The organism is Xanthomonas sp. 3498 (genome assembly GCF_014199795.1).
Classification (GTDB): Bacteria; Pseudomonadota; Gammaproteobacteria; order Xanthomonadales; family Xanthomonadaceae; genus Xanthomonas_A; species Xanthomonas_A rydalmerensis.
The window spans coordinates 74190-88174 of record NZ_JACHOH010000009.1 but is presented as its reverse complement, the minus strand read 5'-3'; the positions used below and the strand labels follow the sequence as shown (position 1 = coordinate 88174).

Here is a 13985-nt window from a genome sequence, read left to right as displayed (position 1 = left end):
CCGCGCCGAAGCCGACACCCGGCTGAACGCGGATCCGGCGCGGTCGGCAGTTTTCGCCTGACGCGGTGGCGCGCGTGCACGCGGATCGGGCAGCATGCGCCGGCGCGTTTCCTCCCCCAGGACCTGCCCGCATGCGCGATGCCGCCGTTGCCGCTTCCGATCCCGTCGCCCTGGTGGCGGCGCGCCTGGAACGCCTGCCGCCCACCCGAACCCTGTGGCGGCTGGTCGCGCTGCTGGCGCTGGGCGGCTTCTTCGAACTGTACGACCTGTTCCAGACCGCCTACCTCAGCCCCGGCCTGCTGCGCGACGGCCTGTTCGCCGAGGGCGCGGCCGGTGTGTTCGGCATCGCCGACCAGGCCGCGTTCGCCTCGGCGACGTTCCTGGGCCTGTTCCTCGGCGCGAGCCTGCTCAGCCCGCTGGTCGATCGTTTCGGGCGCCGCGCGGTGTTTTCCTTCGCCCTGCTCTGGTACAGCGCGGCCACCGTGGCGATGGGCCTGCAGCACAGCGGGCTGGGGGTGATCCTGTGGCGCGGCGTGGTCGGCATCGGCCTGGGCATCGAATTGGTCACCATCGACACCTACCTGTCGGAAATGGTGCCGCGGCAGATGCGTGGGGCGGCGTTCGCGCTGGCGTTCTGCGTGCAGTTCCTGGCGGTGCCGGCGGTGGCGTTGAGCGCCTGGGCGCTGGTGCCGCATGCGCCGCTGGGGCTGAGCGGCTGGCGCTGGGTGGCGCTGCTCAGCGGCGGCTTCGCGCTGGCGGTGTGGTGGCTGCGCAGCCGCCTGCCGGAATCGCCGCGCTGGCTGGCCACGCAGGGCCGGCATGCCGAGGCCGACGCGGTGCTGCAGCGACTGGAGGCGCGCTGCGCCGCCGACCTGGGGCAGCCGTTGCCGGCGCCGGAGTCGACGTCGGTGCCGGCCGTGCCGACGCCGCAGCTGTCCGCGCTGTGGCAGGCCCCGTACCGGACCCGCATGGCGATGCTGGTGAGCTTCCACATCTTCCAGGCGATCGGTTTCTTCGGCTTCGGCAACTGGCTGCCGGCGCTGCTGGCGCGGCAGGGCGCCGACAGCGTGCACGGCCTCGGCTACGCCTTCGCCATCTCGCTGGCGTATCCGCTTGCGCCGCTGCTGCTGATGGGCGTGACGCAGCGTTGGGAGAACAAGTGGCAGGTGGTGGTATCGGCGCTGGGTGCGGTGCTGTTCGGCCTGCTGTTCGCCTGGCAGCAGCAGCCGCTGCTGCTGGTCGCCTGCGGCGCGGCGGTCACCTTTTGCAATGCCTGGATGAGCTTCGCCTACCACGGCTACCAGGCCGAGCTGTTCCCCACTGCGCTGCGCGCCCGCGCGGTGGGTTTCTGCTATTCCTTCAGCCGCTTGTCCACCGCCGCCAGCAGTCTGCTGATCGGCATGCTGCTGGACCGCACCGGCCACCGCGGTGTGCTGGGCTTCATTGCCGCCAGCCTGCTGCTGGCCGCCGCGGTGGTGGGCCGGTTCGGGCCGCGCACCCACCAGCGCGTGCTGGAGCGGATCTAGCGGGGATGTTCCGCCGATTCCTGAATGTCCTGCCGCGGTCATCGGCCCTCGACACCATGCCGCCGCCGCCCGGTGCATGCTGTCGCCTCCTTCGCCACGAGCTTCGGCCATGACCTCGCTATTGCCCGTCCCCGTGATGGATGCTGCCGACCACCGCGACCTGGCCCAGGCGCGTGCGCTGCTGGAACACCCCGGCCTGGCGGCCAAGATCGCCAATGCGGTGGGCGCGCCGATCGAGGCGTTGATCAGCAAGCGCATGCCGAAGATGCTGTCCTCGCGCATCGATGCGGTCAGCCAGCGCGCGCTGCGAATGGCGTTGCGTTCGGCGCTGCTGACCCTGCGGACGCAGGCACCGGAACGGGCGCGGCCGCGCCTGCACGGGGCCGCGGTGGCGGCGACCGGCGCCGCCGGCGGCTTCTTCGGCTTGCCCGGGCTGGTGGTGGAACTGCCGCTGACCACCACCTTGATGCTGCGTTCGATCGCCGACATCGCCCGCGCCGAAGGCGAGCGCCTGGACGATCCGGCCACCGCCCTGGCCTGCCTGGAGGTGCTGGCGCACGGCGGCCGCAGCCAACGCGACGACGGCAGCGAATCGGGCTATTTCGCGGTGCGCGCGGCGATGGCGCAACAACTCAGCGCCGCGGCGCAGTACATTGCCGCGCATGGCCTGGGCAGCAAGGGCGCGCCGGTGCTGGTGTCGCTGCTGTCGCGCATCGCCGCCAAGTTCTCGGTCACGGTCAGCGAGAAGCTGGCGGCACAGGCAGTGCCGCTGGTCGGCGCGGCCAGCGGCGCGCTGCTCAACACGGTGTTCATCTCGCACTTCCAGGCGATGGCGCGCGGCCACTTCATCGTGCGCCGGCTGGAGCGCCGCTACGGCGAGGCGGCAGTACGCCAGGCCTACGAGGCCTTGCCGGCACGCAGATAGCGCCACATCGGCGAAACGGCGGGATCGTGCAAAGTCGCGCCCGCGCCGCCCCGCTATCCTCGGCGATCGATCGATGCCGTGGAGGGCAGGTGGACGTGAGCGGAGCGAAGTACAAGCAAGGAGTGCGCCTGCTGGCGCTGATCGCGGGGCTGCTGCCGCCGGCGCTGCAGGCCGCGGCCGACACGCCGCAGGATGGGGTGCGGCACATGCCGGCGTTCGATCTGCCATTGTCGCCCTTCCTCAGCCCGCAGGCGCAGGCGGCTGCGCGCAAGGACATGGCGCACGGCGATCCGCTGGGGAAGATGGACCACGCCACGCTGCGCCGCGAACTGCCGCGCATCCGCGCCGAGACGGAAGCCTGGGCGAAGACCGTGGTGGAACCGCTGCGCGAACGCTATGGGGTGACGCTGCAGCGCACTACCTGGGACGGCGTGCCGGTGACCTTGGTGCAGCCGCGCGATGCATCGCCGGCGCAGCGCCAGCGGCTGCTGATCGAACTGCACGGCGGCAGCTTCGTGATGGGCAGCGCGGCCTCGTTCGGGATGATGGAGGCGATTCCCGTGGCGGCGATGACCGGCGTCACCGTGGTCAGCGTCGACTACCGGCAAGGCCCGGAACACCACTTTCCTGCCGCCAGCGAAGACGTGGCCACGGTCTACCGCGCCGCGCTCAAGCGCTACGCGTCGCAACACATCGGCCTGTTCGGCTGCTCGGCCGGCGGCGTGCTGACCGGCGAGTCGCTGGCCTGGTTCGCCAAGGAGAAATTGCCGATGCCGGCGGCGGCGGGCATGTTCTGCGCCGGCGGCGACGCGCGCTACCGCGGCGATTCGCGCTACGTGGTGGCGGCGGTGAACGACGCGCCGTTGCCCGACGCGCAGGGGGCGCTGCCGATCATGGAGGACCTGTACTACGGCGAAGGCGTGGACTTCCACGATGCGCTGGTGTCGCCGGTGTTCTCCGATGCGGTGCTGGCGCAGTTCCCGCCGCTGCTGTTCATCACCGGCACGCGCGCGGCGGAGTTGAGCAATGTCGCCTACACCCATACACGGTTGGTCGATCTGGGTCGTGAGGCCGACCTGCACGTGTGGGATGGCATGGGCCACGCTTTCCACCTGAACACCGCATTGCCGGAGAGCCAGCAGGCGCTGCGGGTGATCGCGCGCTTCTTCCGCCGGCACCTGGACCTGCCGCCGTTGCCGGCAGCGGTGCCGGCAACGGCGCAGGACTGACCGGCGTACTGCGCGCCGCGACTGGCCGTTGTCGCGCGGCGGTGGCACAGTGGCGGCCGCTGCCTTGCGGCCGCCTTCGTCTCCGTTCTCTGCCAGGTGCTTCGCCATGAAAACCCGCCATCGTTCCGACAGCGACGACGACCAGCCGCGGCTGGCGGTGCTGATCGACGCCGACAACGCGCAGCCGTCGGTGATCGAAGGCCTGCTCGCCGAGGTCGCCAAGTATGGCCTGGCCAGCGTCAAGCGCATCTACGGCGATTTCACCAGCACGCGCATGACCCAGTGGAAGCAGGCGCTGCTGAAGCACTCGATCAGCCCGGTGCAGCAGTTCGCCTACACGAGCGGCAAGAACGCCACCGACAGCTCGCTGATCATCGATGCGATGGACCTGCTCTACACCGGCCGCTTCGACGGCTTCTGCCTGGTCTCCAGCGACAGCGACTTCACCCGCCTGGCGCAGCGCCTGCGCGAGGAAGGGCCGACCGTGTACGGCTTCGGCGAGCGCAAGACCCCGGACGCGTTCGTGCAGGCCTGCGACAAGTTCATCTACACCGAAGTGCTGCGCAGCGAGGCCAGCGCCGCCGAGCCAACCAAGCCCGCTGCTGCAGCCAAGCCGGCGGCCAAGGGCCGCAAGAAGCCTGCCGCGACGCCGGCCAAACCGGAGCCGGCGCCGGCCGTGGCCGAGACCAAGCCGGCGCCGCTGACGCTGCTGCGCCAGGCCATCGAGGAAGCTTCCGACGACCAGGGCTGGGCTGGACTCGGCAGCGTCGGCAGCTATCTGAACAAGGTGCGCCCGGATTTCGATCCGCGCCTGTACGGGCACAAGAAGCTCAGCGACCTGCTGCGCCGGCTGTCGGCGCACTTCGAACTGGAGGAGCGCGGCAACGAAGGCGGCGGCAAGCGCATCTTCGTGCGCTCGCGCGGATAAGCCGGCTGTCGCCGCCGCTTGCGCCGTTGCGTGGCGCCGCGGCATGGCCCAGCGCAGACAGGTACACGACACGATGAGCGATCGACCCTACGCCCCCTCTTGCGACCGCAACCGCGATCCGATCCTGCAAGTGCTGCAGCGGCAGTTCGCCGACTGCCGCCGCGTGCTGGAGATCGGCAGCGGCACTGGCCAGCACGCGGTGCACTTCGCCGCGGCGCTGCCGCAGCTGACCTGGCAATGCAGCGAGCGCGCCGAGCACCTGCCCGGCATCGCGCAGTGGCTGGAGTCGGCGGAGCTGCCGAACACGCCACCGCCCCTGGCGCTGGACGTGCGCGAAGGGCCGTGGCCCCACACCGGCTACGATGCGGTGTTCACTTCCAACACCTTGCACATCATGGGCTGGGAGGCGGTGCAGGCCTTCTTCGCTGGCGTCGGCCACCTGCTGGCAACCAGCGCCGGCGGCATGCTGGTGGTGTACGGTCCGTTCAATTACGGCGGCGCCTTCACCAGCGACAGCAATCGCGACTTCGATGCGTGGCTGAAGGCGCGCGACCCGGCCAGCGGCATTCGCGATGCCGAGGCGGTGGACGCGCTGGCGCAGGCGCAGGGCCTGGCGTTGCAGGAGGACGTGGCGATGCCGGCCAACAACCGCTGCCTGGTCTGGCGGCGCGTCTAAGCGCGGCTGAGCGCGACGGCGCGGCTGGCGGGTGTGCGAACGCTAGCGTGCGTCGTACACGCGTGTCGTCACGCATCCATGGTGGCGTGCGCACGCCGCTCGTTTCCTCTGTCGCAACGCCTCGCGGCATGCGTGCAAGACGGCTGCGACAGTACGGCAGTACGAACGTCGCCGCGGCGCTATGCAGTGTAGTGACGCTGCCAATCTGAGTGCGTCAGCAATGTTATCGCCACGTGTCTGCACGGTGGCACTTCACTGACCGCTGCCACCTTGCCGCAGGGCGTTGCCTGCCAAGCTCCGCAACGCTGAGGCCATCGACCTGACGCCCATGCGTTGCGTCCGGGTGACGAAGACGCACTGTCTCCCTCATGGCGGGTTCACTGCAATGCCACGGCCGATTCACCGCCGGCTTGCGACTGTGCGCCGACACCAGCCGCTGCAAACCAGCAACGGCCGGCACCTTTCTTCTGCGACGGAGCGTTCCCATGCATAGCAACGACGAATCCCGCGATCTCAATCGCGACCCGATCTCTGGTACCCCGGGCTCGCATCCGGTCGGCGTCGGTATCGGCGGCACCGCCGGCGGTGTGGCCGCGGGCGCGCTGGCCGGCACCGTGTTCGGCCCGCTCGGCACCCTGATCGGCGCGGCGGTTGGCGTAGTCGCCGGCGCGGCGGCGGGCAAGGGCGTAGCCGAGCGCATCGACCCCACCGGCGAGGATGCCTACTGGCGCGAGGAATACCGCAACCGCGACTACGTCAAGGCCGATTACGACTACGACCGCGACTACGCCGCCGCCTACGGTCTGGGGCTGCAGGCACGCGAGCAGGATCCGTCGCGCAGCTGGGAGGACCACGAGCGCGAGCTGTCGCACGACTGGGGCACGCGCCGTGGCGACTCGCGCCTGGAGTGGGACGAGGCGCGGCTGGCCGCGCGCGATTCCTGGCAGCGCGCCGATGCCACCTACCGCACCTACGAGGACAGCGACCGCTACTACGCCGATCGCTTCGACACCGTGGACTACCGTGGGACCGACAGCAGCTACGACGACTACCGCCCGGCCTACCGCTACGGCGTGCAGGCGCGCAGCCGTTACCGCGATCGCGTCTGGGACGATCGCCTGGAGTCGGATCTGGAAAGCGGCTGGGAACGCGTCAAGGACCGCTCGCGACTGAGCTGGGCGCAGGCCAAGGCTGCCGTGCGCGAAGCCTTCGATTCCGATCGCTACGATCGTCCCGGCCACGGCAACCCGCCCGATCCGCGGGTCTGATTTCAACGTTCGTTGAGTTGAATGCCACTCGGTCGAGTTGCCACGTGGCAGTGGCACTCGACCCAATCGCGTCTTGATACGACACAGCGGCCGCTTGCCTGGGGCCGCTGTGTCGTATGCGGAGTGTACGGAAGCAACCATGTGGGAGGGACTTGAGTCCCGACGCGCAGTCCCTTCCGTCATCGACACCATCGCGAGCGGCCGGGATCCGATTGCATGTTGCTGGCGTGTGGAATTCGCTTGCATCGGCCGCATCGTGGCCTGGTGACCTGGCAGGCCGCGGCTGAAGCCGCTCCTACGGCCTTACCCCTACAGACTGTCCGACGTCGGCGAACGATCTGGAAGTTCTTGAACCCTCGGTTGCAACGGATCGTCCTCCTGCGCATCCGCCTGCGCCTCAGCCTTGGCTTGCGCCTCCGCCTCCGCGTCTTCCTTCAAGGCGGCGTCCCACCAGGCCGGAGCCGCCAGCCGTTCTTCTCCATAGCCGTTCATGCAACCTGTTCGTTGCTGCTCCAGGCGCTTGTAGTCCAGGGTGAGACGCTGCACGTCCTGCTGCTCTGGCCAATCGGTGCACGCGAAGTAGCCCTCGTACTGGTTCCCATCGATGCAGGCGATATACGAGTCGGCCCGCAGCCCGGCTGCCTGGAAGACCAACACCCGCGCTTCGCCGTTGCGATCCAGGCGGCCATGGAAGACCGTCCATTTGCCCGATGCGCAACTCGCGCCGGAGATCCCCATGTAGCTCAGGCACGGGATCGACCACACGTCCTGCAGGACGCGAATCCTCGCACCCGAGAGTGGCCGATCGGGTCCCGCCACGACACGGATCGTGATGAACCGCGGCATGATCCAGGGGCCGGCGTGCTCTGCCAGCAGGTAGAAAAGCAGAAGGGCGCCCACCAGCGCCACACATGCGAGTCTGCCCAGCTTCACGCGATGCTCCTTCGATGATGGTGCGAGCGTGGACCGATGGCGATCCGCGCAAGGTTCGGGTGGTGGCGGTCCGCAGCGAGCCACCATGGGCGAGGCGGCAGGCCTGCGTCCTGATGGAATTCAGGTCGCGGCCGATGCCGCTCCTACGGCAGACGCAGATGCACCAGGGATCGCGGCAGCGTTGCAGGCGCGGCTTGGGCTACGCCGCGTTCCGTCAATCGCCTTTGGTGCCGCTGCTGCGACGCCGCCTCACGGTGGCGGCGCTGCGCCTCCCGCTCAGGCCGCCTGCACGATATGCAGCGCTTTCGGATTGCGCCAGGTCGCCAGCAGCCGCGCTTCGCGCTGCTTGGCTTCGTGCAGGTGCGCTTCCTTGACGTGGCCGTAGCCGCGGATGTGCTCCGGGATGCTGGCGATCTGCACCGCCAACGCCAGGTTGTCCGCCTGCAGCCGCTGCAGCAGTTCGTCCACGGTGGCGACGTAGTCCACGATCAACTGCCGTTCGCCGCGCCGCTCGGCGCTGTAGCCGAACACGTCGAAGGTGCCGCCACGTAGGCGGCGCAGCTTGGCTAGCCACTTGAACGCGGTGAACATCCACGGACCGTACTCGCGCTTGCGCAGCCGACCTTGCTCGTCCTTGCTCGCCAGCAGCGGCGGCGCCAGGTGGAAGCGCACGCGGTAGTCGCCTTCGAACTGCGTCTGCAACTGCTGCGCGAACGCGCCGCTGGTGTACAGCCGCGCCACTTCGTATTCGTCCTTGTAGGCCATCAGCTTGAACGCGTAGCGCGCCACCGCTTCGGTGAGCGCGGTCGAGGCCGGGGCCACGCGCTGCTCGGCGGCGCGCACGCGCTCCACCAGCGCGGTGTAGCGCGCGGCGTAGGCGGCGTCCTGGTAGTCGACCAGGAAGGCATGGCGACGTGCGATCAGCTCGTGCAGCGAGCGCGACAGGCGGCTGTCGTCCAGCGACGCGTACCCGGCCTCGCTGCTGTCGGCGCCAGCCGGCAGTTCGCGCGCCGGACGTGGATTGGATGGATTGCGCGGCGCGGCGCTGGCGCCGGCTTCGTGGCCTTCCCACTCGCCCGGCGGCAGCTGCTGCAGGCCCAAGGCGTGGCGTTCGCGCTCGTCCGCGGCAGGATCGGTGAGGCCGGCGGCGCGCCGTACCGCCGGCAGATCAAGCGCCGCCAGGCGGCCCCAGGCAAAGGCCTGCTGGTTCATCGCCACGGCTGCGCCGTTGAGTTCGATCGCGCGCATCAGTGCCGCGTGCGACAGCGGCACCAGGCCTTGCTGCCAGGCGTAGCCGAGCATGAACAGGTTGCTGGCGATGGCATCGCCGAGCAGCGCGGTGGCCAGCTGCGTGGCGTCGAGCAGCAGCGGGTCGCGCCCGCCCAGTGCCAGGCGCACGCCGGCAATGATCTCGGCAGCGGGGAACTGCATGTCGGCATGCGTGGTGAAAGTGCCGGGCATCGCCTCGTAGGTGTTCAGCACTACCTGCGAGCGGTCGCCGCGCACCTTGGACAGCGCCCAGTAGTCGTTGACCACCACCATGTCGCAACCCAGCACCAGGTCCGCCTCGCCGGCGGCGATGCGTACCGCGTGCAGGTCCTCCGGCTGCCGCGCCAGGCGGATGTGCGTGGTGACCGCGCCGCCCTTCTGCGCCAGGCCGGTCTGGTCGAGCACGCTGGCGCCCTTGCCCTCCAGGTGCCCGGCCATGCCCAGCAACGCGCCGATGGTGACCACGCCGGTGCCGCCGACGCCGGTGATGAGGATGTTCCAGGGCTGGCTCAGGTCGCTGCGGAAGGTCGGCGCCGGCAGCTGTTCGAGCAGTGCCGCGGCGTCGGCCTTGCGGCCCTTGCGCGGCTGCCCGCCGTGCACGGTGACGAAGCTGGGGCAGAACCCGGACACGCAGGAGTAGTCCTTGTTGCAGCTGGACTGGTCGATCTGGCGCTTGCGTCCGTATTCGGTCTCCTTGGGCAACACCGACACGCAGAAGCTCTTCTCGCCGCAATCGCCGCAGCCTTCGCAGACCAGCGAATTGACCAGCACGCGCTTGGGCGGATCGGCCAGCTTGCCGCGCTTGCGCCGGCGCCGCTTCTCGGTGGCGCAGGTCTGGTCGTAGATCAGCACGCTGGTGCCCTTGACCTCGCGCAGGCGCCTCTGCACCGCGTCCAGTTCGCTGCGGTCGTGGAACTCCACGTCGCTGGGGAACTGCTCGCGGCGGCGCGTCCACTTGCCGATGTCGTCGCTGACCAGGGCGATGGTGTGCACGCCCTCGGCGCGCATCTGCCGGGCGATGTCGGGCACGCTGAGGGTGCCGTCCACCGGCTGCCCGCCGGTCATCGCCACCGCGTCGTTGTAGAGGATCTTGTAGGTGATGTTGACGCCGGCGGCGATCGACTGGCGGATCGCCAGCGAGCCGCTGTGGAAATAGGTGCCGTCGCCCAGATTCTGGAATACGTGCGGGGTGTCGGTGAACGGCGCCTGCCCGGCCCAGGTGACGCCTTCGCCGCCCATGTGGGTGAAGGTGTCGGTGGCGCGGTCCATCCACGTCACCATGTAGTGGCAGCCGATGCCGCCGAGCGCGCGCGAGCCCTCCGGCACCACCGTGGAGGTGTTGTGCGGGCAGCCGGAGCAGTAGTGCGGCACGCGCGGGAAGTTGGCACGCGGCAACGCCATCTCCGCTTCCTTGGCCTCCATCCAGCGCAGCCGCTGTTCGATCGAGTCGGTGTCGAGCGCAGTGGCCTGGGTCAGGCGCAGGATGCGCTTGCCGATCACCCCGGCGATGGTGGCCGGAGTCAGCTCGCCGGTGGACGGCAGAATCCATTCGCCGGCCTCGTCGTACTTGCCGACGATGCTCGGGCGCGGGCCGGCGCTGGCCGGCCAGTTGTAGAACTGCTCCTTCATCTGCCGCTCGATGAAGGCCTTCTTCTCCTCCACCACGACGATGTCCTGCAGCCCGCGCGCGAACGCGGCGATGCCCAGCGGCTCCAGCGGCCAGGTCATGCCGACCTTGTACACGCGGATGCCGATGCGCGCGCAGGCGTCCGCGTCCAGGCCCAGGTATTCCAGCGCCTGCAGCACGTCCAGGTAGCTCTTGCCGGTGGTGACGATGCCCAGCCGCGCCTGCGGCGCGTCCATCACCGTGCGGTCGATGCCGTTGGCGCGGGCGAAGGCCTGCGCCGCACGCACGGCATAACGATGCAGGCGCATTTCCTGGTCCAGCGGCGGATCCGGCCAGCGGATGTTGAGGCCACCGGGCGGCAGGTCGAAATCCTCCGGCAGCACGATCTGCCGCGCGAACGGGTCCACCTCCACCGAGGCCGAGGATTCCACCGTCTCGGCGATGGTCTTGAAGCCGATCCAGCGCCCGGTGTAGCGGCTCATCGCCCAGCCGAGCAGGCCCATGTCGAGGATGTCCTGCACCCCGGCCGGATTGAGCACCGGCATCATCGCGCTGACGAACTCGTCCTCCGAGCCGTGCGGCAGGGTCGAACTGCGGCAGGCGTGGTCGTCGGCGGCCAGCGCCAGCACGCCGCCGTGGCGCGAGGTGCCGGCGGCGTTGCCGTGCTTGAACACGTCCCCGCAGCGGTCCACGCCGGGGCCCTTGCCGTACCACATGGCGTACACGCCATCTACGCGTGCGCCGGGGAACAGGTTGGTCTGCTGCGTGCCCCAGACCATGGTCGCGCCCAGATCCTCGTTGAGCCCGGGCTTGAACACCACCTTGGCTGCGTCCAGATGCTTGCGCGCGCGCCACAGTTCCAGGTCGAAACCGCCCAGCGGGCTGCCACGGTAGCCGCTGACGAAGCCGCCGGTGTTCAGTCCGGCGGCGCGGTCGCGCAGTTGCTGCATCAGCGGCAGCCGTACCAGCGCCTGCACGCCGGACAGGTAGATGCGGCCGTCGGTGCGGGTGTACTTGTCTTCCAGCGTATAGCCGGTATCCACACCGTCGGTGGTCGCGGCGGCAAGGGAGGACGACGGACGCGGATCGGCGATGCGGTTCATGGCTTGCCCGGAGATGGAAGGCTGGCGGGCGCGCAGCGCCTGCCGCGCGCGATCGCCCCGATTGTATCAGTGGCGATTTTTGCGCTCGTTCTCGTCCGTGCCGGCGCGGGCGGGGTAGGATGGGACCCGGGTGAGGGGATCACTCCAGGGGATTGCAGCAGTGAAGGCATACACATACGCAGTGGCCGCGATGCTGGCCTGCATCGGTCTGGCCACCGCGGCCACCGTGCGGGCGCAGGCATTGCCGGCACCCAAAGAGTTCTATTTCGACGAAGACCGCAGCACCACGCGTCCGGTGACCGCCATCGCCGGCAGCGGCGATGCCCTGGTCGATCGCCTGGCCAGCACCGTGCAGCGCAATCCCGACGCCCACGAGGCGCGTGCGCAGCTGGCCGGCATCGCCATGGCCGGCGGCCGCCGCGAATTGGGCGAACAGCTGTACCAGGCGGCGCTGCATGGACTGCCCGCCGGCATGCAGCGGCGCCAGGTGCAATGGAACTACGGGTGGGACCTGCTGCGCGCCGGCGACCCGGGGCGCGCGTTGAGCGAGTGGAGCGCCTTGGTCAACGGCCGCCCGGCGGCGCCGGATTGGCTCCCGCCGACCCTGGCGCTGGCCTTGTGGCGGTTGCAGCGCAAGGACGAGGCGGTGAAGTGGTACGCCGCGGCGGCGCGCACCTGGCCGGACAAATGGGGCGCCGGCGCCGATTTCGCCGCGTTGCTGCCGACCTGGCGCGACGACGAGCGCGCCACCCTGGCCGAGGTGCAGGCCGCCTGGAAGGCAGCGCCGCCGGCCTGGCCCTGAGACACGCGCGTGCAAGGAGCGCGGCGCGACCGGCGCAATCCTTGGCGCTGGTCGTGGCCGATCGTACAGGGCAACGTGTTGTCGCTCCCACAGGGGCTTGCGGCGAGTTCGCCGGGTGCAGTGTGGGAGGGACTTCAGTCCCGACGCATGGCGCCATCGAAAAGCGCGCCGCTTCGCGGGTCGCCGCTGCATGAAAGTTGACTCCCGCATGGAGAGCCCGCCTGCCGCGAAGCGCAAGGTAGGCGCGGCTTCGGTGGCTGCATCGGCGCTCGCAGGATGCAGATCGCGTTAGGCGCCGGTCGCGGCTGAAGCCGCTGCTTGCATCTATGGATGTCCACGCCCAGCGCTCCATGGCGCGTCTCGTGGTTGATGGCGCTGGAGACGGCGTCATCGCTCCTGCAGGGACATGCGGCCGGCCGTTGGACGCGAGGTCGGCGTGGCATCGGCAGCGGCCGCATAAAGATGCCGCGTGCGGGACGTGTCGGTCGCCGCCCGAGTCGCTGCTCCGGCTACTCGCGCCGGATCCCTGCCTGTCGTTGCCGGCCAGCGTGTGGCCAGGCCGCCACCGAGGCCTGGATCGCCCACTGTGCGCGACGCCTCGACGGCCCACGCGCGCATGCCATGCGATGATGCCGCGTACCCGCTGATGTCGTGCTGTGCCGATGGCTTTCGATGCGTTCGCCCTGATGTTGGTCATGCTCGCGCTCGGCAAGCTGTTCGCGCGCCAGCGCGTCCTGCCGGCCAACACCACCGAGGTGCTCAACGGGGTGGTGCTGTACCTGTGCCTGCCCGCCTCGGTGCTGATCTACGTGCCGCGCCTGCAGTTCAACCTGGAACTGCTCGGGCTGATGCTGACCCCCTGGCTGCTGACCGGCGTGAGCGCGCTGGCGATGCTGGCCTTGCGCCGGCCGTTGCGGCTGCGCCGCGACCAGCAGGCGGTGCTGCTGCTGTGCGTGGCGCTGGGCAATTCCAGCTTCATCGGCTACCCGATGGTGCGCGCGCTGCTCGGCGAGGCGGCCTTGCCGTATGCGGTGGTCTACGATCAGTTCGGCACCTTCGTGCTGCTGTCCAGCTTCGGCCTGTACGTGCTGGCGCGCTACAGCGGCGAGGCACCGCCGTCACCGCGGCAGACGATGTTGCGCATGGCGCGGTTCCCGCCGCTGTGGGCGCTGCTGTTCGCGCTGACCCTGATGCCGGCGCAGCCGCCGGCGTGGATCGCCTCCGGTCTGCAGCACCTGGCCGACGCGATGTTGCCGCTGGTGATGCTGGCGGTGGGGTTCTCGATCCAGTTGCGGCTGCCGCGCGAGGAACTGGCGCCGCTGGCCGCCGGCCTACTGTTGAAGCTGCTGGTGCTGCCGGCCCTGGCCTGGCCGCTGTCGTGGGCGCTGGGCCTGCGCGGGCAGGCGCTTCAGGCCAACGTGCTGGAATCGGCGATGCCGACCATGATCACCGCCGCGCTGCTGGCGATCTCGCATCGCCTGGCGCCGCGCCTGGCCGCCGCCCTGGTCGGCTACGGCATCCTGCTGTCGCTGGTCACCTTGCCGACGTGGGCGTGGTTGCTGGGGGCGTTGCGGTAGCGGCGATGTCGTGTCTCGCTGCAAGGTGTCGGGGCTGAAGGCGGCGCCTCGGTCTGCATTGCGCGCGCGTCCGTACCCTCATCCGCCCCTTCGGGGCACCTTCTCCCGGGGGGAGAAGGAGA

At 69.8% G+C, this 13985-nt stretch carries 10 protein-coding genes; 8 read left to right on the top strand and 2 right to left on the bottom strand.

Translation table 11 applies throughout. The features are described 5' to 3' along the window. Positions 1-131: 131 nt before the first annotated feature. The 6 genes from GGR66_RS20170 to GGR66_RS20145 all read left to right on the top strand — a co-directional run bounded on the left by GGR66_RS20170 (position 132) and on the right by GGR66_RS20145 (position 6552). On the top strand, positions 132-1526 hold the full coding sequence (locus tag GGR66_RS20170; protein ID WP_184450231.1) for an MFS transporter: 1395 nt from the start codon (positions 132-134) through the stop codon (positions 1524-1526). 109 nt (positions 1527-1635) lie between these two features. Next, positions 1636-2451 carry an EcsC family protein gene (locus GGR66_RS20165; protein WP_184450229.1) on the top strand — a complete coding sequence of 272 codons (816 nt, stop codon included), beginning with the start codon at positions 1636-1638 and terminating at the stop codon, positions 2449-2451. 137 nt (positions 2452-2588) lie between these two features. Then, positions 2589-3680: an alpha/beta hydrolase fold domain-containing protein gene (locus GGR66_RS20160; protein ID WP_255421816.1), complete on the top strand. Its 1092-nt coding sequence runs from the start codon at positions 2589-2591 to the stop codon at positions 3678-3680. A gap of 106 nt (positions 3681-3786) precedes the next feature. Next, positions 3787-4608, top strand: a complete 822-nt coding sequence (locus tag GGR66_RS20155; protein ID WP_184450227.1) for an NYN domain-containing protein — start codon at positions 3787-3789, stop codon at positions 4606-4608. A gap of 73 nt (positions 4609-4681) precedes the next feature. Further along, complete coding sequence (locus GGR66_RS20150) at positions 4682-5284, top strand: DUF938 domain-containing protein (protein WP_184450225.1); 603 nt, start codon at positions 4682-4684, stop codon at positions 5282-5284. A 485-nt stretch (positions 5285-5769) separates the two neighbouring features. Continuing rightward, positions 5770-6552, top strand: coding sequence for a hypothetical protein (locus GGR66_RS20145; RefSeq protein ID WP_160964708.1), 783 nt, complete (start codon positions 5770-5772; stop codon positions 6550-6552). A gap of 309 nt (positions 6553-6861) precedes the next feature. Here the strand turns inward: GGR66_RS20145 and GGR66_RS20140 are convergent, their stop codons facing one another. Next, positions 6862-7485, bottom strand: coding sequence for a hypothetical protein (locus GGR66_RS20140; RefSeq protein WP_326521089.1), 624 nt, complete (start codon positions 7483-7485; stop codon positions 6862-6864). Positions 7486-7761: 276 nt separating this feature from the next. Further along, positions 7762-11484: an indolepyruvate ferredoxin oxidoreductase family protein gene (locus tag GGR66_RS20135; RefSeq protein ID WP_184450223.1), complete on the bottom strand. Its 3723-nt coding sequence runs from the start codon at positions 11482-11484 to the stop codon at positions 7762-7764. Between the two features lie 190 nt (positions 11485-11674). Here GGR66_RS20135 and GGR66_RS20130 point away from each other — a divergent pair, with 190 nt between their 5' ends. Continuing rightward, positions 11675-12286, top strand: a complete 612-nt coding sequence (locus tag GGR66_RS20130) for a tetratricopeptide repeat protein (protein WP_184450278.1) — start codon at positions 11675-11677, stop codon at positions 12284-12286. 662 nt (positions 12287-12948) lie between these two features. Next, complete coding sequence (locus GGR66_RS20125; protein ID WP_184450221.1) at positions 12949-13863, top strand: AEC family transporter; 915 nt, start codon at positions 12949-12951, stop codon at positions 13861-13863. Positions 13864-13985 lie beyond the last annotated feature (122 nt).